Genomic DNA, 22414 nt, shown 5'->3' on the forward strand with positions numbered 1-22414 from the left:
ATAAATGCGCACGAAGCCGCTGGAATCCGGCGGCTTTTTGCTTTTCCCGGAAATCGGACGAAGCCTTGGAAAACCTCGTCCACATCGCTTGCCTTCCCAGGATCGCTTTGCTAAACGACCGGCCTCGCAAGGCGTTAGCCGCCTTTCGGGCGCATAGCTCAGTTGGTAGAGCAGCTGACTCTTAATCAGCGGGTCCCAGGTTCGAGCCCTGGTGCGCCCACCAAACAAAAACCCCTCTTTTTCAGTAAATTACGAGAGTGGTCGCCGAGAACAAAACGGGTCTCGTGCGACGGTTTTTGTAGTCGGACGTCGCGGGCCGGATTGCGGTGCGACTTATCCTTCCTTGTTTCTGTATCTTCATCCCATTTGATACAGCGCGCGGATCCAATGGCACAGGTCGATTACGTGCTCGTCGTAGAATAGGATGCTAGGGCGAGCAAAACGGACAATCCCCGGAGGTACGTCTTGCTGCAGAACCAGAATTGGGTCGTCCGTTAAGAAGACGGATTGACCTGCGCAGGACTTGTGAGCGTTCGCGATAGCAATCCCAGGAACAGGCCCACCCAGGAACAGGCCCAAAAGTTCTCAGCGAGGCGAGAAGGCGGAAGTTGTGGCCGACGGCTGAGAGGAGGCGTTGGCGGCGTCACCAGTGCGGCCTTTGAGGTAGCGGCGGCCGAGATGACCTTCGGCCTTCATGCGTCGGATGACGGGTGGCAACTCGCCTCTCGGTGGCGCGTGATGATTGCCACGAGACTCATTACTGATCTGATCTATCAGGCGCCGCGAAGGTGTACACAGTTCTGCCGCCCATCTCCGGATTCTCGTCAAGCTCGCTGGTTTCGTGCAAAGAGATGCGCGGCAAACGGTTCTTGATCCGGCGGCGTATTTCGGTCTCTGGGTAAGTCAATCTCTGAAAGAAACTCAACGTCTTGCCACTCTTGTCCGCGAGATCGTGGCAGGCCTTGACCCACTCACCTTTGACCCGCCTCCGCTCGAGCTTGATCGCTAGGTCAAGATCACCGAGGTCGTCAGTGTCGGTGAGATAGGAGCCGAATACACGAACTTCAGTGACGTAGTGGAGCAGCTCAGGGTCATTGTTGATCTTAGCGATGCGCTCAAGCGTCTTCTGAAGTAGGGCCTCGGCAGTGGAGCGGGTCATCCGGGGAGCAAGAGTTTTCATCCCGGTCGCGTGGCCCTTGTCCGTAATGCGATAGACGATGCGGCCGTCGCTTTTCCGATCGTCTTCGCGAATCAGATCGCGAGCCAGAAGTGCTTCAATCAAATTGCGCGTCTGAGCCGGGAGATCTGGCGCATTGGGCAAACGCACTCCGAAAATCTTTTCGCGATCCCGTGCCATGGTCCAATTGCGTAGAGCCTGGCCGCGATTTTGACGATCGATCTTGCCTTCCTCAATCAACGTGTCGATGGTCGAGCGCCACCATGCCTTCAATATGTGCTCATCGACTAAATCGGAATGAAAGCCATCGGAGTTAGTGGCATCGGCCAGGAGGTCGCGCACTAGCTTGGCAGGTTGGCCTCCAACCGTGGCATCTCGGTCAATTTTCATGCGCTGCCTTCATGCTGCCGCATTGAACTTATTCAGCTGGTGCTGCGATTCTCGCACTGCGTCACGCTCGTGCGTGAGGTGCGCATCCTCAAGCGCGACCCAGCTCGACCCTAGGGATTCCGCAAAATGGTTCACCCAAGTCCATTGAAAACGATAACCTCGGGTAGAACCGTTTGCAGGCGCCAAAAGGCCAATTGCGGGCCGCATTGCGATTTACAATTCTGCTGTAAGCAATTGATTTGTATCGGCCTGCTAATGCCAAGTTTTACATTTAAGTCATTGAAATATCTATCTAAATGACTGACTCTTAATCAGCGGGTCCCAGGTTCGAGCCCTGGTGCGCCCACCAAGCTTTTCAATAGCTTAGGTAGCTTGCGAGGCGGCCATTCCGACAAGTGGTCAGCGGCTATCGAGCTGATCTTTCAGTCTCGATCCTATTCAAAGCCGAGGGTGGTCTTTGCGCCTTTCTTCTGGGCAAGATGCATGCGTCGGTGACCTGAGTACAGAAAGAAAATCCGCACATCGTAGAATAGGATATTGAGGCGAACTATTGGGCCAGGTGCCGGAGAGCTCGCCGCAGGACACAAATCCGTCCGGTCATGGATTGGAGCAGACTTCAAGACTTACAACCGGAAGACGGCGTGTGCCCAACGTGTGCACGGATCAAGAAAAATCCATCGAGGGCGAGCTTCGGCCGTCGTTGCGTGCGCTCCGAACCTAACGGCGGGTGGCTAGTTGGCTGAAATTCAGCACCACAATCTGAATCGTGTGTTTGACTCCCACTCTCTCCGCCATTTGTGCGATTTGGCACGCCAAACTACGATTTTGCGCGCTTAAATTCGTCGATTGGGCCGAATGCACGCCAAGGCTGGCAGCGATAGAATCCTCATGGGACCTGGAAACAGTTTGCCTGTCGCTTGAGCCCTTCTCCGTCCGATGCTTCAGAGCTTCAGCTCAAGGCGTGACCGGCCAATCCGTAGACCCACGGCTCGTTTTCCTTTCGGTTCAGGAATCGCCGTCCCTTGGACATGGTCGTGACTGTGTCGTTCATCCCGAGGCGGCTCTGTTGAAGAAAGTCGGCAAACAGACCCGTCTGCTCCCGCGTATCCACGCGGGCGAACCTTCCGGCGAGATCCTTGAGATGCATGGCCGTGAGATGGATCGCGTCACAATCATTGCTGGCGACGATGGGCCCGATCACGTGGCCGCGCCCGAATTCGCGCTTCATGGAGTACCCGACGGTCGCTCCGCCGCGGCGCAAGACGCAGATTGACGCGCTTTCGGAAAGCAATGCAAGCAGTCTCTGGCGGTTGGTTCCGAACGCGCGTTCATCCAGTGCTGCGATCTCTTTGAAATTCTCGGCAGACGGCGAGCTCAATTCGCCGTCGAGAGTCGGCACCGGTGGCGGTGGTGACACGACCTCTCCTTGCCACTGAAACACGGTGGCTTCCTTCGTGAAGCCCAGGGAAAGATAGAGGTGGTACGCCGCGTCGGTCGAATTGAGAGTCAAATTCCGGTCGTCACACCGCTCGAACACCTGCTCCATGAGCCAGCGGCCGGTGCCCTGAGCCTGGGTTCGGGGCGATGTGATCACCAAGCCAATGGTCGCGAAATCGCGGCCATGTGGAAACCACATCGCGCTGCCGAAGACCCGTCCGATGCCATCAACGGCTACGATCCCATGACCTGCGCGGCGCAAGAAATCCCAATCCTTGGGCCGATGGGGCCAGCCAACCCCGGTCGAGAGGGCGTGGAGCAGCGTCACATCAACGTCGTTGATGTCTTTCGCAGCCAGTTCGAAGGACTTCACGCGTACCGTTCGTCCCATCTCGACCCGTCCGTTCCTTCGCGGGATGCCAGTCTCTCGCGCATCGCGCCTTTTCTCTCCCGCCACAATAGGGCAGCGGGAGTATTTCGCCGCACTATCGCACGGAAACTCGGCAGGTTTCCCCTGTTTGGGCCTTCTTTTCGAAATCTTCGGCTTGTCTCGCCGCGCAATTCGGCAGGGAAAGCTCCGGCTCGCAGCTACCCTCGCGATATCAGGCAAACTGCGCAGGCAGAGTGAGTCGCTGTGGATGCTCAAGGACGTGTTGCGAGGCTAGTCGCTTTTCCCGGCGTCGTCGACACGCCAGGCAAGGCAGAGGCGTGTAGCGATGGCATTTTTGTTTAATTCCGATGCTGCGAGGGCGGCAGTCTTCCGCGAGGTCTTTGCGCGCGAGCTCCCCGATCTGGAATTCCATCATTGCAGCGAGAGTTTCGACCCGGGAAAGGTGCGGTACCTGCTGACCTGGAACGTGCCCGACGATCTCTCGCGTTTTTGTAATCTGGAAGTGCTCTTTTCCATCGGCGCCGGTGTCGATCAGTTCAGGCCGGAGGCCATACCCGGCCACGTGAAGGTCGTGCGCATGGTGGAGGATGGCATCGTTCGCATGATGCAGGAATACGTCGTCCTCGGCGTGCTGACGCTGCATCGCGAGATGCTCGCGTATCGGGAGCAGCAGAGACGGGGCGTTTGGCAGGCGCTAGCATCGTCCCAGGCGACTGATCGGCGTGTTGGCTTTCTGGGGCTTGGCATGCTGGCGCAAGCTGTAATCGACCGCTTGAGGCCTTTTCAATTTCCGCTTGCCGCATGGAGCCGCAGCAAAAAGGCGTTCGAAGGGGTTACCTGCTTTCATGGCGACGATCAGCTTGGCTACTTCCTGCGAGGAACGGATATCCTGGTCTGTCTTCTGCCGCTGACGGAGCAAACAAGCGGCATCCTGAACGCAAGGCTCTTCTCGCTTCTGCCGGCGGGAGCGAAGCTGCTGCACGTCGGCCGTGGTCCGCAGCTTGACCAGAGCGCACTCATCGAGGCGCTCGACAGCGGGCGTCTGACAGCAGCCATGCTTGACGTGACCGATCCCGAGCCGCTGCCGGAAAGCCATCCGCTCTGGTCCCATCCGAAGGTGATCGTCACGCCGCATATCGCGTCCGTGACTCAACCGCATACGGCAGCACAATCCGTCATAGAAAACATTCGGCGCCACCGCGCCGGACGAAACCCGATCGGCCTCGTCGATCGAACACTCGGCTACTAGCAGGAAAATGCCATGTCACTTCTGGTCACCATCGACACCAATCCGGACTTCGCACCGAAGAACGCCTTACCTGCGCCGGAACGGCTCATCTCTGGCGATCCATCCTTCAAGACTTGGGCCCAGGACGCCTCGAAAGGCGAGAAGGTGCTGACCGGCGTCTGGGAAGCAACACCGGGCGAGACCCATTCCATCAAGGGCACCACCTTCGAGTTCTGCCACATCCTCTCGGGCCTCATCGAAATCGAGGAGAAGGGTGGCGAGACGAAGACCTACCGTGCCGGCGACAGTTTTGTGATGAAGCCCGGCTTCGTCGGGGTCTGGCGCACGATCGAGACCGTGCGGAAAATCTACGTCTGCCATTATGACTGAGACGACGCTGAGGGCAGCACGATCAAGCGGCCCCTCAGAATATTCGACCTCCGCGGCCGCGCCTGACCAGATTCAACGCGGCCAGACGCTTCATTCTCGATGAAAAATGCGGCGTCCGGTCCTGTACTGCTTGCATGAGACGGCTTCATCTCGCCGATCGCAGATCCAGGCAGATGGCGGGATGGCCCGAAGGCAAGGAGCAAGCCCATGATTGCGTTGAAGGACACGGATCTGTTTCGCCAGCAAGCCCTGATCGGCGGCGCCTGGCGGGATGCGAGCACGAAAGCCACCGTTGACGTCGTCGATCCCGCCAGCCAGAAAGTGCTCGGCACCATCCCCGACATGGGCCGAGACGAGACCAGGGCAGCGATCGACGTCGCGGCCGCAGCGTTCAAGCATTGGAAGACCAAGTCTCATGCAGAGCGCGCCGCGCTGCTGGAGCGCTGGTATGAGCTGATGCGTCGGCATGAGCAGGATCTGGCTCTCCTGCTGACGCTGGAACAGGGCAAGCCGCTTGCCGAAGCGCTCGGCGAGATCCGTTACGGGGCATCCTTCGTCAAATGGTTTGCGGAAGAAGCCCGCCGCATCAACGGATCGACAATCCCGGCGCCCACCGTCGATCGCCGCATTCTGGTTCTGAAAGAGCCGGTCGGCGTCTGCGGGATCATCACGCCCTGGAATTTTCCCAACGCGATGATCACGCGCAAGGTCGCACCCGCGCTTGCTGCGGGCTGCACTGTTGTTATCAAACCGTCTGAATTCACGCCTTTTTCGGCTCTGGCCATCGCTGTTCTGGCTGAGCGGGCCGGAATTCCGGCGGGCGTGATCAACATCGTGACGGGCATGCCGGCGGAAATTGGCGCGGAGCTGATGGCCAACGAAATCGTCCGCAAGATCTCGTTCACCGGATCGACCCGCGTCGGCGGGTTGTTGATGAAGGGCGCCGCCGACAACATCAAGCGGCTTAGCCTCGAGCTCGGCGGCAATGCGCCGTTCATCGTCTTTGACGATGCGGATCTCGACCGGGCCGTCGAGGGCGCGATTGCGTCAAAATTCCGCAATGGCGGGCAGACCTGCGTTTGCTGCAATCGCATTCTCGTGCAATCAGGCATTTACGATGCCTTTGCACAGAAGCTCGCCAGCCAGGTCGCGAAAATGAAGGTCGGCGTTGGCACGGAAGAGGGAGTCGCAATCGGACCGATGATCAACGGCGCGGCGATCGAGAAGATCAAGCGGCACGTGGTGGACGCCCTTGATAAGGGCGCGAAGATCATCTCGCAGAGTGAAATGGTGCCGGAAGGACGGCAATATGCCCGGCCTCTCGTGCTCGGTGGTGCGACGACTGAGATGCTGCTCGCTTCGGAGGAGACCTTCGGGCCGGTCGCTCCGCTTTTCCGGTTCGAGACCGAGGACGAGGCAATTGCGATCGCCAACGGTACGCCATTCGGCCTTGCCGCCTATTTCTACACCGAAAACCTCAAGCGCTCATGGCGTGTTGCCGAGGCGCTGGAGTTCGGCATGGTCGGTTTGAACACCGGCCTGATCTCGACCGAGGTTGCGCCGTTCGGCGGCGTCAAGCAGTCGGGCCTCGGACGCGAGGGATCCCAGCTCGGGATTGAAGAATATCTCGAGACCAAGGCGCTCCATGTCGGCGGACTGGACTGAGCGGCCATCGGGTCTACAGCTGAAACAAGGAAAGGGGGCGGCTGAACCGCCCCCTTTTTCCTTTACTGCGCAGCTCTCTATTGAAGTTTTCCAAGAACTGAAGTGTTGCGAGAGATCCCGAAAAGACTGCGCTCAGGCGCTTTTGCGCAAGGGCTCGAGGCCGACTGCTGTAGCAAGCCCTCCGATGTCAGCAACCTCGGTGTATTCGTAGAAGGGATTGGCGGGCTCGTGACCGCGGTTCACCCAGACCTTGCTCTTGATGCCGAGATCGTAGGCGGTCATCAGGTCGTAGCGGAAAGAGGATGAGACGTGGGTGATGTCGTCCGGCCCGCAGCCCAGCTTGTCCAGCATATATTCGAAGCCCTTCATGTGGGGCTTGTATGCGCCGGTTTCCTCCGCCGTGATGACCATGTGGAAGGGAGCGCCGAGCTTTTCGACGTTCGACATGATCAGATTCTTCATCGAATTCGACAGGATGACCAGCGGAATCTCTCTGGCAACTTTGGCCAGACCCGCTGGGACGTCGGCGTGCGGACCCCATGTATGGACCTCTTCATTGATGCGCTGGGCATGCTCCGGCCGAAACACGATGCCGTTGCGCTTGCACGCGCGCTCCAGCGCATTGTGCACGACCTCGAAGTACGGCTTCCAGGCGCCGAGAACCTCGTCCAGGCGATAGGCCGAAAAATCCTTGATCAGCTTTGTCATGGCTGGCGACGAGAGCTCGGAGCCATAGACTCTGGTGGCCGCGCCGGCCATGTCGAAATTGGTCAGCGTGCCGTAGCAGTCGAAGGTGATGTATTTCGGTCTGAATGTTGCCATGGCTCGTTCCTTTTCGGTCCTCGCGCACCGTGGTCCGGTACGACAGGGATCATAGCGGGCGGGCGACCGGATAAAGCACCGCTGTCGCGGTGACCGGGAGCAGATTGTGTCGTATCGGATCGCAGCTGTGGCAGAGAGTTGTGCGAAGAGGCGCCTTCGAGTTGAGTGCCAGCGCCGGGCGCAGGCCGATGCCGGCATAAGATGCGGCGCCGATCGTCAATGACAGCCAAAATGCCCTTCCTCGATGTCCAGCCTGGGAGCAACTGCTGTCCTGGTTGTCCTACGTTGAGTGCGAAAACATCGGGGTAGCCGCACAGTTGTTGCGGTTGATCTGGAGGACGACATGTTGAGCAACTCGCTGATTGAGCTCGATCGCGCGCATCTGATTCATCCGGTCTCATCGTATCGTAGCCACGAGGCGACTGGCGTCCGCGTGCTGAAGTCAGGCAGGGGCGCGACGCTGACCGATGTCTCGGGCCGTCAATTGCTGGACGGCTTTGCCGGGCTGTGGTGTGTCAATGCGGGCTACGGACAGGACAGCATCGTTGAAGCGGCTTTGAGGCAGCTGCGCGAACTGCCTTATGCGACGGGCTATTTCGGGTTGGGTTCCGACCCGGCCATCCGGCTCGCCGCAAGGCTGGCTGAATTGGCGCCTGGCGATCTGAACCATGTCTATTTCACCCTGGGCGGCTCCGATGCCGTCGACAGCACGATCCGGTTCATTCGGTACTATTATCATGCCAAGCGTATGCCACAGAAGGATCAGTTCATTTCCGTCGAGTCTGGCTATCATGGATCGTCGACGGCTGGGGCCGGCTTGACCGCGCTGCCGGCCTTTCATGCGGGCTTCGGAGTACCATACAATTGGCAGCACAAAATCCCGTCGCACTACGCCTATCGCAATCCTGTCGGCTCCCATCCCCAGGCCATCATAGCGGCGTCGGTCGCCGCTCTGCGGGCCAAGATCGCCGAGCTCGGTGCCGAACGCGTCGCCGCCTTCTATGTCGAGCCGATACAGGGATCAGGGGGCGTCCTCGTTCCACCGCCGTCTTGGCTGAAGGCCATGCATGGTGTTTGCCGGGAGCACGACATCCTGTTCGTCGCGGATGAGGTCATCACCGGCTTTGGCCGAGTCGGTCCGCTCTTCGCCTGCGAAGAGGATGACGTCGTGCCAGATCTCATGACCACGGCAAAGGGACTGACCTCGGGTTATGTGCCGATGGGGGCCGTGCTGATGTCGGACCGCATCTACAACACCATTGCCGATGGTGCCGGCAAGGCGGCCGTGGGCCACGGTTATACCTATTCCGCCCATCCGGTCAGCGCGGCCGTCGGGCTTGCGTGCCTTGATCTTTATGAAAACGGCTTGCTGGAAAACGGCCGGAAGGCCGGGCATCGGCTCATGGAGGGTCTTCGCGCGCTGGCCGATCATCCACTCGTCGGCGATATCAGGGGGCGCGGCATGCTGGCTGCGATCGAGCTCGTGACTGACAAGGAGCGCAAGACGCCTCTGCCGGCGGAAGCCGACGCGGCGCGTCGCATTTTTGACCGCGCTTGGGACAACGGTCTCGTCATCCGCGCCTTCGCGCAAGGCGTGTTGGGCTATGCGCCGCCGCTGTGCTGCACGGATGCGGACATCGACGGTATCATCGAGCGGACCAGGAAGACGCTCGACCAGACGCTCGAAGACAAGGACGTTCGCGCGGCCATGATGGGATAAGGACCGAGCCCGTCCTCTAGCCGTTGAATATGCTTTCGAGTGGCAGATGAGATTTCACGATCGGCGACTTCAGCACGACGAAGCTGAAGTATTTGTCGATGCCGATATCCATCTCGACCAGGCGCTCCATGACCGCCTGGTACTCGCTGATGCCTGCCGTGATGAATTTCACGAGATAGTCGTACCCGCCCGAAACCAGATGGCATTCGACCACCGAGTCGATCTTTTCGATGGTCGTGAGGAAGCGCGCGAAATCGATCCGCCGGTGATTCTTGAGGGTGATTTCGGCGAAGACAGTCAGGGTTTGTCCGAGCTTGGAAACATCGATCTGGGCGGAATAGCCGGTGATGAAGCCTTCCGTCTGGAGCCTTTTGACGCGCATCAGGCAAGGGCTCGGGGACAGGTTGATCAGCTCCGCGAGCTCGACGTTGGAAATCCGCCCGTTCTTCTGCAGTTCGCATAAAATCCTGATGTCGATCTTATCGAGCTTCATAGCAATGCCATGAGATAGGGCCGACAACGGTGTGGAGGCTTTGAGGCTTCAGGGTCATACGCCTTGTCATAGCATCAACCAGCATCTTTTCCCACCGGCGGCACAAACCGCGTCTTAGAACTCGCTGACCTTGCCCCAGGCGCTCATTTTCAGCCGCTCCGGCCTGTAGGGACGCGGATCGACGATTGGCGCGCTGCCCGTAATGACGTCCGCGATCATATGCCCCGCGCCTGGGCCAATTCCGAAGCCGTGGCCGCTGAACCCCGCTGCAAGAATGAACCCCGGAATCGATTCAACTTCACCGATCGCGGGGATGCCGTCTGGCGTGCTGTCGATGTAGCCGGCCCAGACATTGGAAATTTCGACGTGCTCAAGTTCCGGCACGAGCTTGCAAGCTCGTCGATGCGTCGCGCGAATCTGCTTCATGTCGGGGCGAGGATCGAGCGTCCGGTTCAGCTCCATTGGGGTGACCTCATCCAGCCGCCATTTGCCCAGGGATTCATGGCGCTGCCGCAGGCCCTCGAAAGCCCCAGGGCTAAGGCTTCGCCACCGGCGGGCGAACATGGGTAGGAATTCACGGCTGAACCTGAACTGCTGCGGCGTCGGATCGACGCGCGCGCGCCCGCTGATGGCGAGGGTGTATCCACCATTGCCGCGCCGGGTGATTGAGGCGAGGCCGGTGTGGAGGGCATCAGGCAGGCCGGTGGCGCCCGGAGCCACGGCGAGAATGGACTGGCGGACAGACGCCTGTGGGAAGCGAATTCCCAACTGGTTGCAGAACGAGGACGCCCACGCGCCTCCTGCCATGACCACCGTTTTCGTCCGGATCGTGCCGGCTTCGGTCACCACGCCGCTGACCCGGCCGCCACTCAGCTCCACGCCGCGCGCCGCACATTGCTGGTGCACCGTCCCACCTGCGGCCATGATCGCACGCGCGGCGATGGGCACCGCCTTTGAGGTATCTGCCGTTCCGTCCGTTGGAGAGAAGACGCCACCCTTCCACTTGCGGCCCGTCGCCTTGCCTCGCTCGTCCGCTTCTTCCGCACTCAACATGTGCGTCGTGACGCCCACCGTCCTGGCGAAGTCTCGCCACTTGGCCCAGCCCGCCAGCTCGCTTTCGTCGTTCGACAAATACAACAGGCCGCAGCGGCGGAAGCCGATATCTTCACCGGTCTCATGGGCAACCTTCTCCCAGAGATCGAGGCTCTTGGTTGCGATCGGCAACTCGCGCGCATCGCGGTTCTGCTGGCGGCACCATCCCCAGTTGCGGCTGGATTGCTCGGCGGCGACGCGGCCCTTTTCGAGCAAGGCGACCTTGAGGCCGCGGCGGGCGAGGTAGTAGCTGGTGAACACGCCCACCACGCCGCCGCCGATGACGACGACGTCCGCCTCACGAGGCAGGGATGGACTGGATTCGATATGCAGGAGCGGCGCGCTCATCGGACTGGGATCCTCGGTGGTTGCGTAGCGTAACCGAGGAATTGCGGCAGGCCCCGCGGACTTTCATCATGAGACCGAATATCCTGCGGTTTACTGGCTTTGACACAGGCTATTATTGCAAAAATCCTTTGCTTGCGTTGCAGCTTGCAGGCGGTGAGACCGATGCACGTGCTCCTGCAATCCATCGGGCGCTTCCCGGCGTGCGCCATGGCAGGGCCGGCGCCGCAGACTGAAATGCCAAATCGGACTTCGTTTTCAGAAGTTCCTGCTGCTTCGATGCCGTTTTCGGCGACTCCGGGCTGACTCAAATCGCCAAGATCGGCAGAACCAAGCGATCGATCGGCCAAAGTCCACGGAGGCAATTTGCATGAGCCGTGCCCAGGAGCAGGCCTTCGCAGAAGCGATGACGTGGATGTCAGCTGAGCTTCGCTTTGATCGATATGGCCGATCGGGTCGGCGCTGCGCTCTGAGCAACAGCTCTTGCTTCTTGCGCGAAGAGGCCTGAATCATGTCGCAGCCTCCAACGAAGGAATGGCAAGTTGAGCGGCGAATTATCGACCTGTCCAGGGAGCGTGGAGGCGCAAGGAGCCGAAGGCGCCGGCTGCAGCAAGATGGCGGCATTGGCTTGAAACGGGAGGATGCTCTTATGGCCTCTGGCATCCAGGTGACAATCCCCGCTGATGTCGCGCTGTCGGTGCGCGAGCTGATCGTGAGTCTGCCTGAAGGAATGGAGCGGGCCCACGCCGTCGAGAACATCTCGTTCGATCTGAACCGCGGACAGATTCTCTGTATCATCGGGGAATCAGGCTCGGGCAAGTCGGTCACCGCCAACGCGATCATGGGGCTTCTGCCAAAGGTGATCCGGGTCTCCTCGGGTGCGATCCACCTGGATGGGATGAACATTGTCGGCCTCCCGCCCGACAAGCTCCGCAGCCTGCGCGGACGGGTCGTTTCGATGATCTTTCAAGACCCTCTCTCGGCGCTCAACCCGCTGATGACCGTGGGCGCGCAGATCGAGGAGGTGATGGCCGCGCACGATGTCGGCACGCCGGCCTCCCGTCGCAGCCGGGCCATTGAGCTGTTGATTGAAGTGGGTCTGCCCGATCCGCAGCTCATGTATCACCAATATCCATTCCGCCTTTCGGGCGGACAGCGGCAGCGCGTGATGATCGCCATGGCTCTGGCTCTTGAGCCTGCGATCCTGATCGCGGACGAGCCGACCACGGCATTGGACGTGACGACCCAGGCGCAGATCCTTCAATTGATCCGCGACATTCAGCGCCGCAAGGGGATGAGCGTCATGTTCATCACGCACGACTTCGGCGTCGTGGCCGAGATTGCCGACTATGTTGTGGTGATGGAGAAAGGCCATTGCGTGGAGCAGGGCAGTGCCGAGCAGGTCCTGAACTCGCCCAGCCACCTCTACACGCGACGCCTGATCGCGGCCGTGCCGCACTTGACCGGCAAGGACCGTGTTCCCTTGGACGCAGCTGACAGGGCCCCCATCCTGAAGGTTGAATGCCTCGTAAAGACCTATCGCAGCGGCAGTGCACTTTTCCGTACACAGCGCATCGTGCCCGCGGTCAATGGCGTCACCTTCGATCTCACGTCGGGACGCACGTTGGGCGTCGTCGGCGAAAGCGGCTCGGGGAAATCGTCGCTCGGCCGATTGCTGATCAAGCTTATGGACAGCGACGGCGGCTCGATTCTGTTCGAGGGCCGCGACCTTGCTCAGCTTTCCGAAGCCGAGTTTCGGCCGCTGCGGCCAAAGATCCAGATGATCTTCCAGGATCCTTTTGCCTCGCTCAACCCGCGATCGACGGTCGGGCAAATCCTGACAGTCGGTCCGGTCGCGCATGGGATGCGTTACAGCGAAGCTTGCGATCGGGCGCGGGAGCTTCTGTCCCATGTCGGCCTGGATTCAGGAGCCTTCGACCGCTATCCGCACGAGTTCTCCGGCGGGCAGCGCCAACGCATCGGCATCGCCCGGGCGCTGATGTTCAAGCCAAAGCTGCTGATTGCCGACGAAGCGGTCTCTGCGCTCGACGTATCGATCCAGGCCCAGATCCTGAAGCTGCTGGACCAGATTCAGCGCGAGACGGGCGTCTCAATGATCTTCATCACCCATGATCTGCGCGTTGCCAGCCAGATCTGCGATGAAATCGCGGTCATGCATCGAGGACAAATCGTGGAACGTGGACCGCCGTCTCAGATCTTCCTCGACCCGAAATCCAGCTACACGCGTGAACTGGTGGCAGCGATCCCCGGCGAGCAGGCCGGGGGCATGTCCCAAGATGAAAGCGGCGTCGGACACCACAGGCAAGGAGAGACGTTATGACGAGCCGTTCTGCGACCACATCGAACTACTCGCGGCGCGATGCCCTGCGCATGGTGGCACTTGGCGGAGCGGCGGGCCTCTTCGCGCCCAATCTCCTGGGCAAGCCTGCTTTCGCACGAGCCTCTGCGGAAAAGCCGACCGGCCGTGTGATCGTCGGGCTCGGGCAAGAGCCGACCGTTTTCAATCCGCTGATGGTGCATATCGAAGTCGATGATGGCGTACATTTCTCGGTGTTCGATGCGCTCTTCCGCATCGATCCGCAGGGCGTCATTCAGCCCAACCTTGCGGCGGAAGTGCCGGACCTGAAGAATGGCGGAATTTCGGAGGACGGTCTCAAATGGCGCATCCGCCTGCGTGACGATGTTCGCTGGCACGACGGCACGCCGTTCAGCGCCGAGGACGTGAAGTTCACGCTTGAGCTGATTGTGAATCCCAACTTCCGCAGCTGGCGCACCGCCGGCCATGCCCTCGTGCGCGACGTCACGGTGATCTCGCCGACGGAGATCTCGTGGCGAATGGAAGAGGCCTTTGCGCCGTATCTGTCCTTCCTGACCGAAACCTTCATCGTTCCCAAGCACATCCTCGAGAAGGAGGCCAATCCGAACAACGCCGCCTTCAATCAGGCGCCGGTCGGCACCGGTGCATTCAAATGGGGCCAGCGGGTCGCCGGCGATCATCTCGAGCTCGTAGCCAACCCCGACTATTTCGGGGAAGGTCCTCACATCGAGAGGCTGGTCTTCAAATACATTCCCGATCTCACCGTCCTCTACACCCAATTCAAGAGCGGCGACGTTGATCTGGTCGGTCAGCCCTACATCACCCCTGACCACTATGGGGAAGCCAAGTCGCTGCCGAACCGCGTCGTGACCCTCGTCCCAAGGACCTCGTTCGAATCCTTCTACCTGAACCTCGAGCGCCCGCAGTTCAAGGAGCTTGCCGTTCGCGAGGCGCTTTACGCTGCGATCGACAAGGAGGCGATCATCCAGGGGCTCTATTATGGCGTGCCGACGCCAACAGAGACGTTCATGCCGCGGCAGTCATTCTTCTTCAATGCCAATCTGCCGCTGCACCAATTCGACGTGAATCGCGCGGGTAAGATTCTCGATCAGGCCGGCTGGGCAAAGGGCGCGGACGGCATTCGTGCCAAGAACGGCGTTCGCCTGTCCTTTACCAATTCGACCACGTCCGGCGATCCCCTGCGCGAACAGGTGCAGCAGTTCCTGCAGCAAACCTTCGCGCAGCTGGGCGTCGAGATGAAGATATCGAACCTACCCGCTGCCGTGATGTGGGGCGAGTTCTGGACGCAATCGCAATTCGATTCCGTGATCGTCGGCAGCTCGTATCTGATCGGCGCCGACCCTGATGTCACCAATCGCCTGCACTCGCGTTCGATCGCCGTGAAAGGCGGTCGCGGTTCGAACAATGCGCAGTACAACAATCCGGAGGTCGATGCCCTGCTCGACAAGGGCGCGCGAACCTTCGATCCTGAAGCCCGCCGCGCGATCTACTCTCGCGTCCAGGAGCTCGTCCGTCGCGATCTCCCCTTCCTGCCGCTGTACCAGAGCAATGCGGTCGAAGGCCTCAAGAAGGGGATCAACGGTTTCGTGCCCAATGGCAATACGCGCACGGAGTCCTGGAACGCGCTGGCCTGGTATTGGGCGAGTTGATGTGCTGCCGGCCGAGGCGGTGTGGCCGAAGCCGGCGCTGGGGTGATGCTGCAACGCCAACATGGTGACTCGAATGTCCGGGTTCCTGCTCAATCGTCTCTCGCAGAGCATCGTGCTGCTGGTGATCGTCTCGATCATCGGCTTCACGGTTCTCAACCTCATGCCGGGCGGTCCTCTCGCGCAGTTCGGGCTCGATCCGGGCATGACCCAGAAGGATGTGGAGCGGCTCGCAGCGCAGCTCGGGTTGAACCGGCCGCTATGGATACAGTATCTGGATTGGGCCTGGCGGCTGCTCCAGGGCGATTGGGGACACTCGTTCCGCGACGGCTCTTCGGTCCTGGCGGTCATCGGTCGACACTTGCTGGCGACGCTCCTGCTGATGGGGACGTCCACCGCATTTGCGATCGCGGTCGGTGCCTGGATCGGAATCCGCGGCGCCACCCACCGCTATTCCCTGTTCGACTATTGCGCGACGGTCGGCGCCATGGTCGCGCTGTCGGTCCCGACTTTCTGGTTCGGCCTCATCGGCATCTACATCTTCACGCTGAAGCTCGGTTGGGTTCCTGCAGGTAACATGTACACGATCGGCGACGGCTCGGTGCTGGATTATCTGCATCACCTGATCTTGCCGAGCCTGGTGCTGTCGCTGGTTCATGTCGCGATCTGGAGCCGCTACATGCGCACCGCGACACTCGATGCGCTAAGTCAGGATTTCGTCAAGACGGCTCGCGCCAAGGGCGTCAGCGAGCGCCGGATCTTGCTGAAGCACGTCGTCGGCAATGCGTTGCTGCCGATGATCACGCTGGCAGGGATGCAGCTGCCGAGCATCCTGACCGGCGCATTGGTCACGGAAACGGTCTTTACGTGGCCCGGAATGGGCCGGCTGTTTCTCGATAGTCTCGGTTACAGCGACTATCCCGTCGTGATGGGGCTGTTGATATTCTCGGCGATCCTGGTCGTGTTGGGCAACCTGATCGCAGACATCATCATCGCCACCGTCGACCCGCGCATTCGCCTGGGCTGAGCCCGCGGACTCATGCCTGATAACAGGAGGCAGCTGATATGACCGTCATCGCCGCGCACGCTACTCCAACTCACTGGTGGCACAGCCGTGCGGTGTACCGCTTCATGCGTCATCATCTGGCGCTCGTTGGGATCGCGATGATCACCCTGCTCGTGCTGGCATGCATCGTCGGGCCCTATGCCTTGCCTTACGACTCCCTCCACATCGATCTGCGGGCGCGCTTTGCTCCGCCTCTCAGCGGTCACCACTATCTCGGCACCGATCCTCTCGGACGTGACTTGGCCGCACGGCTTTTGGTGGCCGGCCGCATCTCTCTGCTGGTGGGGTTCTCCGCGATGTTGCTGTCAACGCTGATCGGCACGATGGTCGGCGTCACGGCGGGTTATCGCGGCGGCTGGATCGGGGCGGCGCTGATGCGCACCGTGGACGGCTTCCTGTCCTATCCCTCGATCTTCCTCGTCCTGGCGCTGGCCGCGACGCTGCGGCCGAGCCCCGTGATGATCACCGTCATCATTGCCGTCACAAGCTGGATGGAGACCGCCAGGATTGTCGAGGCCGAAGTGCGCTCGCTGCGCGAGCGCGAGTTTGTCCAGGCTGCACGCATGGTGGGGCTGAGCCGTCGGCACATCATGTTCCGCGAGATCCTGCCCAATGCCATGGGCCCGATCATCGTCGCCGCAAGCCTGGCGGTCGCCCGCGCGATTCTTCTGGAAGCCTATATCAGCTTCCTCGGCTACGGCATCCAGCCGCCGCTGCCGAGCTGGGGCAACATGCTCAACGGCGCCCAGCAATATCTGGCGAGCGCTCCATGGCTCGCCATCATTCCCGGAGCCGCAATCACCATCGCGGTGACGAGCTTCAACTTCATCGGCGATGGCTTGCGAGATGCTCTCGACGTTCGAAACGACCACATTTGACACTTCGAGCCGAGCCACGACTGGACAAATGAGAAGCAATCGCCATGCACGCGCCGAGAGTTGACGAGAAGGCGACGCCCTACTGGTGGGAAGCCGCACCGCTCAAGCCGCTGCCTCAACAGCCACTGCCCAGGAAGCTCGACGTGCTGATCGTGGGCGCCGGCTATGCCGGGCTTTCGGCCGGTCTGGTGCTGGCGCGCGAAGGACGCTCCGTTGCGGCGTTCGATGCGATGGATCCGGGAGAGGGAGCTTCTACGCGCAATGGCGGGATCACCAGCGGGACAATTCGGCCGGATTTCGCGACGCTCACCCGGCGGTTCGGGGAGGAGAGGGCGCTGGCAGTCGAGGCCGAAGGCAAGAGCGCACGCGAATTCCTGTACGATTTCATCAAGACCGAAGGGCTTGCCTGCGACTTCCAGCCGGTGGGACAGTTCAAGGGCGCCTTCGGCTATGAACAATACGAATCCATGGCGCGGACCGCGGCGAGGCTCGCTAAGAGGCTTGGGATCGAGGCTTACGCAGTTCCTTATGCCGAGCAGCGCAAGTACATCGGCACGGATGTCTATCGCGGCGGCACGGTTCGGATGGACATCGGCGGGCTGCATCCGGCGAAATTCCACGCCGAACTCCTGCGCGTCGCGCTCGATTCGGGGTTGGCAGTCCACGCCCGGACGCCCGTGATTTCAATCGAAAGAGATGGAGCCGGCTTCCGCGTCGTCACTTCGGCCGGGCCGGTGCAGGCACGTCAGGTGCTGGTCTGCACGAATGGTTACACCGATGGCGCCGTGCCCTTCCTGCGCCGCAGGCTGGTGCCGGTTCGCAGCCGGATTATTGCGACCGAGGAGCTCGCCCCCGAGGTCATGGCGCGGCTGATGCCGAGACGGATGATGATCACCGAGAATCGGGAGGTCGGCTTCTATTACCGGCCTTCGCCGGACGGCAAACGCCTTCTGCTCGGCGGCCGTGACAGCTCCCGGGTCGGCGATCCCATCGCCCCGAAGCTGCTTCTCCGCAAGGGCCTGATCAATCTGTTTCCGGAACTGGAGAGCGTTCGCCTCTCGCACAGCTGGTTCGGCAACGTGGCGATGAACCGCGACATGATTCCTCGCATCTTCGCGAAGGACGGCATCGTCTATGCCAGCGGCTTTTGCGGCTCGGGCGTGGTCTGGGCGCCGTGGGTCGGTATGCATGCAGCCCACAAGCTCCTGGGGCATGAGGAGCGGGCACGCACGGCCTTTGATTTCCGCCCTCCGGCCTTCATCCCGTTCTATCGCGGCAATCCCTGGTTCATGCCTGCCTTCATCCAGGGCTACCGGATGCGGGACCGGATCGCGCTGTGGCGCGCCAGCCGCTGACGGCAGATCGGTCGTTCTGCCGCATCATCAATGAAATACTATGCCGAACTTTGCGCGAGTCTGATTGCGTAATGCTGTCGTCCTCAAGATACGCTGCAGACCATGCGACGATCACGAGATCGCACGCGCACTGTGGCGAGTAGTCCCCGAGCAAGAGACGTCGACCGATCATGACAGCCGCCGCTTATCCAGTCGGGCATCTCGACAATGAGGATGTGGTCCTGCTTCCCTTCGCCAGATCACATCTGGAAGGCGCCCTGAAGCTCTCGCAAGAAATGTCCTGGCCCTACCGGATCGAGGATTGGGACGTCGCGCTGCAGCTGGGCCATGGCTTTGTTCTGGAGCGCGCCGGGACGGTGATCGGGACCGCGGCCTGGTGGCCGTACGGCGAGACTCATGCTTCCGCCGGCATGATCATTGTCGCGAAGGCTGCTCAGGGCCGCGGCTATGGGGCGCGGCTGATGGACGCGTTGCTGGCGTCCGCGCGCCCACGGACCATCGCGCTGAATTCGACGGCCGAGGGCATCACGCTGTATCGCCGCCGCGGCTTTGTACCGACCGGGATTATTCACCAGCATCAGGGAATTCCGCGTGCAATCCGCGAGACGCTGCAATCGGGTCTCCTCAGGCCGATGGCTGCATCGGAGTTCGAGGTGATCGCGCGGCTCGACCGCGCCGCTACAGGGCTGGAGCGACGACAGATGCTGAGTCGGCTGTTCGACAGCGGTGACGGCCATGTCCTGCTGCGTGACGGCGTACTTCGTGGCTTCGCCATCTCTCGCCTGTTCGGCCGCGGGCATGTCATCGGCCCCGTCGTGGCTGAAAGCCCGACCGATGCGCGCGCGCTGATTGAATTTACGATCGCGCGGCTCGGGCCTGTCTTCGTCCGGATCGACATTCCAGCCTCCTCGCAGCTCGGGGCATGGCTCGAAAGCATCGGCCTGCAACGCGTCAGCGACGCCACAACCATGGTGCTGGGAACGCCGGCTCGATGGACTGGACCAGCGCGCCTGTTTGGGGTCGCCAATCAGTCATTCGGCTAGGGGACATCGGGATGCTGCGGGTGGAGATGGACAGAACTGACATCCCGGACGCCGGCTCGGACCAGGCAGCTGCAACGCTCGGCGCGCTGGCAACACCGGCTCTCCTGCTCGACAGAGACCGACTGGATCGCAATCTCGCGCGCCTCTCTTCTCGTATGGCCGCGCAAGGCATCGTGCTGCGTCCCCATATGAAGACCGCGAAATCCATTGACGTCGCTCAACGCGCCCATCCATCGGAGCCGGGGCCAATCACTGTCTCAACCTTGGCGGAGGCCGGGTACTTCGCGCAGCATGGCTTCCGGGACATCACCTATGCCGTGGGACTTGCACCTCACACCGCCGCGAGGGCGATGCGCCTGGGGAAAGCAGGCATCGACATCAAGCTGCTGCTGGATTCGCCTGAGCAGGCCGCCGAGCTTGGCGCGGCCGGGCGCGCAGCCGGTGTGACACCGTCCGCCTTCATCGAGATCGACTGCGACGGTCATCGCGGCGGGCTGACCGGGACCGATCCCAAGCTCCTGACCGTCGCGACAGCCCTGGCCGAGGCCGGCGTCAAGCTTGCCGGCGTTCTCACCCATGCCGGCGAATCCTACAGCCTCAGCACGCCGGCGGCCCTTGCCGCGGCTGCGGAGAACGAGCGCGCCGTGGCCGTGGCCGCCGCAACGACATTGCGCGCGGCCGGGCATGAATGCCCTGCCGTCAGCGTCGGCTCGACGCCGACCGCCCATTTCGCCGAAGACCTGACCGGCGTCACAGAAATGCGTGCCGGTGTCTACATGTTCTTTGATCTGGTCATGCACGGTGTCGGTGTCTGCACGACCGATGACATCGCCATATCGGTGCTCGCCACCGTGATCGGCACGAAAGCCGAGAAGGGCTGGATTTTGGTCGATGCGGGGTGGATGGCGCTGTCGCGCGACCGCGGCACTGCGGCGCAGCGGGTCGACCAGGGATATGGTCTGGTCTGCGACGCGGCAGGCAAGATCTATCCCGACCTGATCGTCTCGCAAGCAAGCCAGGAGCACGGGATCCTCGCCATCAGGCCCGGGTCGGCGCACGCTTTGCCCGATCTTCCGATCGGCGCGAAGGTCAGGATTCTCCCCAATCACGCCTGTGCGACGGCGTCGCAACACGAGTTGTACAACGTCGTCTCCGCCGGCAGCGACGCGATTCACGCGCGATGGCCCCGGATGCGCGGCTGGTAGGGCGGGCCGGTCATTCCCGGCCAACCCTGGTTCCTGCCGCTGATCGGCGCCCATTACCGGATCAAGGATCGCCTCCAATGACCTCGCCCCTTCGACACCTGACGGAAGCCGGCTTCCTCGGAAAATGCTACATTGACGGAGAATGGCGGAAGCCGATCGGATCCGTCACGGCAGCAGCAACTGTCGTCAACCCGGCGACGGAGCAGCCGATCGCCGACGTCGCGCTCGGCGATGACGACGATGTGGACTGCGCAATCGCAGCCGCCAGACGAGCCTTCGCCGCCTGGTCCATGACACCGCCTGCCAAGAGAGCGGCGCTGCTCGACCGGGTTCATGGTTTGCTCCTCCAGCGGCTGGAGTTGTTCGCACAGGCTCTCACGTGCGAGATGGGAGCTGCGATCACCTACGCACGTCGCGCTCAGGTGCCGTTGGCCGCCGAACATATCCGCGTCGCCCGCGACAATCTCGCGAATTATCCGTTCATCGCCGCGCGCGGCAGCACCGCGATCATGCGCGAGGCCATCGGCGTCTGCGGGCTTATCACGCCATGGAACTGGCCTCTCTACCAGATCACAGCCAAGGTCGGACCCGCGCTCGCAGCGGGCTGCACCGTGGTGTTGAAGCCGAGCGAATTGTCGCCGCTGAGCGCCTTGCTGTTTGCCGAGCTGATGGACGATGCCGGTTGTCCGCCCGGCGTGTTCAATCTCGTCAATGGGACAGGACCGATCGTGGGCGCCGCTCTGGCGTCGCATCCAGAGGTCGACATGATCTCGATCACCGGTTCGACACGGGCCGGCGTTCTCGTCGCGCAAGCGGCGGCGCCCACCGTGAAGCGTGTTGCCCAGGAGCTTGGCGGCAAGTCGCCGAATATCATCTTGCCGAACGCCGATCTCAGCCGTGCTGTTCCGCTCGGCGTCGGCGCCGCCTTCCGCAATCTCGGTCAATCCTGCAGCGCACCAACGCGGATGCTCGTGTACCGTCCGCAGATGCATGAGGTCGAGAGCCTGGCGGCGGCGACCGCTTCGGAACTGGTGGTCGGCGATCCCCTTGCGGAAAGCACGACCCATGGCCCGATCGCCAACCGGCCGCAGTTCGAGCGCGTGCAGACCATGATCGGCGTCGGCCTGGAGGAAGGCGCCAAGCTCGTCATCGGCGGGCCGGGTCGGCCCGGCGACCTTCAGTTTGGCTTCTATGCGCGCCCGACCATCTTCTCGAACGTCCGTCGCGACATGAGGATCGCGCAGGAGGAGATCTTCGGCCCGGTGCTGTCGATCATCCCCTACGACACCGTAGACGACGCGATCGCGATCGCCAACGACACCGTCTACGGCCTCGGCGCCCATGTGCAGGGCACCGATATGGAGATGGTGCGGACCGTCGCCAGGCAGATCCAGTCGGGCCAAGTGCATCTCAACCATCCTGACTGGGACCCCAACGCACCCTTTGGCGGCTACAAGCGTTCCGGCAATGGCCGGGAATATGGCATCGAGGGCATGGAGGAATATCTCGAGACCAAGGCAGTTCTCGGGTTCTACCGGTAGCTCAATATCGGCTCCGAAAAGCACCCTGCTCGGTCGGGGCTTGAGCAGGTCGTGTCGCTCAAGCGCTCGAAAACCGAACAACTTGCGAAGTTCTGGATGATTTCAGCACTTTGTATCGTGCGCACGATGCGATGAAGAGCTGATCGGAATTTTGCTTCCGCACTCTTGGTT

General features: G+C 61.4%; 17 protein-coding genes, 2 tRNA genes and 1 pseudogene. 14 read left to right on the forward strand and 6 right to left on the reverse strand.

Translation table 11 applies throughout. The features are described from left to right. Positions 1–147 precede the first annotated feature (147 nt). Positions 148–223: transfer RNA gene (locus tag SO140_RS15045), tRNA-Lys, on the forward strand. A gap of 271 nt (positions 224–494) precedes the next feature. Here SO140_RS15045 and SO140_RS15050 read toward each other — a convergent pair. Together SO140_RS15050 and SO140_RS15055 are read right to left on the reverse strand one after the other, a co-directional pair. Next, positions 495–726: pseudogene (locus SO140_RS15050) on the reverse strand (IS5/IS1182 family transposase); the annotation flags it as partial. A 31-nt stretch (positions 727–757) separates the two neighbouring features. Further along, on the reverse strand, positions 758–1567 hold the full coding sequence (locus SO140_RS15055) for a hypothetical protein (protein ID WP_474799136.1): 810 nt from the start codon (positions 1565–1567) through the stop codon (positions 758–760). Between the two features lie 198 nt (positions 1568–1765). Between SO140_RS15055 and SO140_RS15060 the strand changes: the two genes are divergently transcribed. Further along, positions 1766–1916 (forward strand) — tRNA-Lys (locus tag SO140_RS15060). A gap of 600 nt (positions 1917–2516) precedes the next feature. Here the strand turns inward: SO140_RS15060 and SO140_RS15065 are convergent. Continuing rightward, positions 2517–3395 carry a GNAT family N-acetyltransferase gene (locus tag SO140_RS15065; protein WP_449378948.1) on the reverse strand — a complete coding sequence of 293 codons (879 nt, stop codon included), beginning with the start codon at positions 3393–3395 and terminating at the stop codon, positions 2517–2519. Between the two features lie 325 nt (positions 3396–3720). Here SO140_RS15065 and SO140_RS15070 point away from each other — a divergent pair, with 325 nt between their 5' ends. The 3 genes from SO140_RS15070 to SO140_RS15080 all read left to right on the forward strand — a co-directional run bounded on the left by SO140_RS15070 (position 3721) and on the right by SO140_RS15080 (position 6678). Then, positions 3721–4644 carry a 2-hydroxyacid dehydrogenase gene (locus tag SO140_RS15070; protein ID WP_474799134.1) on the forward strand — a complete coding sequence of 308 codons (924 nt, stop codon included), beginning with the start codon at positions 3721–3723 and terminating at the stop codon, positions 4642–4644. A gap of 12 nt (positions 4645–4656) precedes the next feature. After that, entirely contained in the window at positions 4657–5013 is a 357-nt protein-coding gene (locus SO140_RS15075; protein WP_449378946.1) for a cupin domain-containing protein, read from the forward strand. Between the two features lie 207 nt (positions 5014–5220). Continuing rightward, the gene (locus SO140_RS15080) at positions 5221–6678 is read left to right on the forward strand and encodes an NAD-dependent succinate-semialdehyde dehydrogenase (RefSeq protein WP_449378945.1); all 1458 of its coding nucleotides are present in this window, start codon (positions 5221–5223) and stop codon (positions 6676–6678) included. Positions 6679–6810: 132 nt separating this feature from the next. Here SO140_RS15080 and SO140_RS15085 read toward each other — a convergent pair whose 3' ends face one another. Next, entirely contained in the window at positions 6811–7500 is a 690-nt protein-coding gene (locus SO140_RS15085) for a haloacid dehalogenase type II (RefSeq protein ID WP_449378944.1), read from the reverse strand. 343 nt (positions 7501–7843) lie between these two features. Between SO140_RS15085 and SO140_RS15090 the strand changes: the two genes are divergently transcribed. After that, positions 7844–9220, forward strand: a complete 1377-nt coding sequence (locus tag SO140_RS15090; RefSeq protein WP_449378943.1) for an aspartate aminotransferase family protein — start codon at positions 7844–7846, stop codon at positions 9218–9220. 16 nt (positions 9221–9236) lie between these two features. Here the strand turns inward: SO140_RS15090 and SO140_RS15095 are convergent, their stop codons facing one another. Together SO140_RS15095 and SO140_RS15100 are read right to left on the reverse strand one after the other, a co-directional pair. Beyond that, positions 9237–9713, reverse strand: coding sequence for an Lrp/AsnC family transcriptional regulator (locus SO140_RS15095; protein WP_449378942.1), 477 nt, complete (start codon positions 9711–9713; stop codon positions 9237–9239). A 114-nt stretch (positions 9714–9827) separates the two neighbouring features. Then, positions 9828–11153 (reverse strand): NAD(P)/FAD-dependent oxidoreductase, encoded by a 1326-nt coding sequence (locus SO140_RS15100; protein WP_449378941.1) that lies wholly within the window; start codon positions 11151–11153, stop codon positions 9828–9830. Between the two features lie 646 nt (positions 11154–11799). On the opposite strand from SO140_RS15100, the gene SO140_RS15105 reads away from it, so the two are divergent. The 8 genes from SO140_RS15105 to SO140_RS15140 all read left to right on the forward strand — a co-directional run bounded on the left by SO140_RS15105 (position 11800) and on the right by SO140_RS15140 (position 22243). Further along, positions 11800–13491, forward strand: coding sequence for an ABC transporter ATP-binding protein (locus SO140_RS15105; RefSeq protein WP_449378940.1), 1692 nt, complete (start codon positions 11800–11802; stop codon positions 13489–13491). Then, the gene (locus tag SO140_RS15110; protein WP_449378939.1) at positions 13488–15158 is read left to right on the forward strand and encodes a peptide ABC transporter substrate-binding protein; all 1671 of its coding nucleotides are present in this window, start codon (positions 13488–13490) and stop codon (positions 15156–15158) included. The genes SO140_RS15105 and SO140_RS15110 overlap by 4 nt, the downstream gene beginning before the upstream one ends. A gap of 73 nt (positions 15159–15231) precedes the next feature. Next, the gene (locus SO140_RS15115) at positions 15232–16182 is read left to right on the forward strand and encodes an ABC transporter permease (RefSeq protein ID WP_220001813.1); all 951 of its coding nucleotides are present in this window, start codon (positions 15232–15234) and stop codon (positions 16180–16182) included. Positions 16183–16220: 38 nt separating this feature from the next. Then, the gene (locus SO140_RS15120) at positions 16221–17099 is read left to right on the forward strand and encodes an ABC transporter permease (protein ID WP_449378938.1); all 879 of its coding nucleotides are present in this window, start codon (positions 16221–16223) and stop codon (positions 17097–17099) included. 44 nt (positions 17100–17143) lie between these two features. Beyond that, positions 17144–18454: an NAD(P)/FAD-dependent oxidoreductase gene (locus tag SO140_RS15125; RefSeq protein ID WP_449378937.1), complete on the forward strand. Its 1311-nt coding sequence runs from the start codon at positions 17144–17146 to the stop codon at positions 18452–18454. Positions 18455–18624: 170 nt separating this feature from the next. After that, entirely contained in the window at positions 18625–19497 is an 873-nt protein-coding gene (locus tag SO140_RS15130) for a GNAT family N-acetyltransferase (RefSeq protein ID WP_449378936.1), read from the forward strand. A 26-nt stretch (positions 19498–19523) separates the two neighbouring features. Next, positions 19524–20702 (forward strand): alanine racemase, encoded by a 1179-nt coding sequence (locus SO140_RS15135; RefSeq protein WP_449378935.1) that lies wholly within the window; start codon positions 19524–19526, stop codon positions 20700–20702. A gap of 77 nt (positions 20703–20779) precedes the next feature. Further along, a complete protein-coding gene (locus SO140_RS15140) occupies positions 20780–22243 on the forward strand; it encodes an aldehyde dehydrogenase family protein (RefSeq protein ID WP_449378934.1) in 1464 nt (487 codons plus the stop codon). Positions 22244–22414 lie beyond the last annotated feature (171 nt).

The organism is Bradyrhizobium sp. UFLA05-108, from assembly GCF_059803455.1.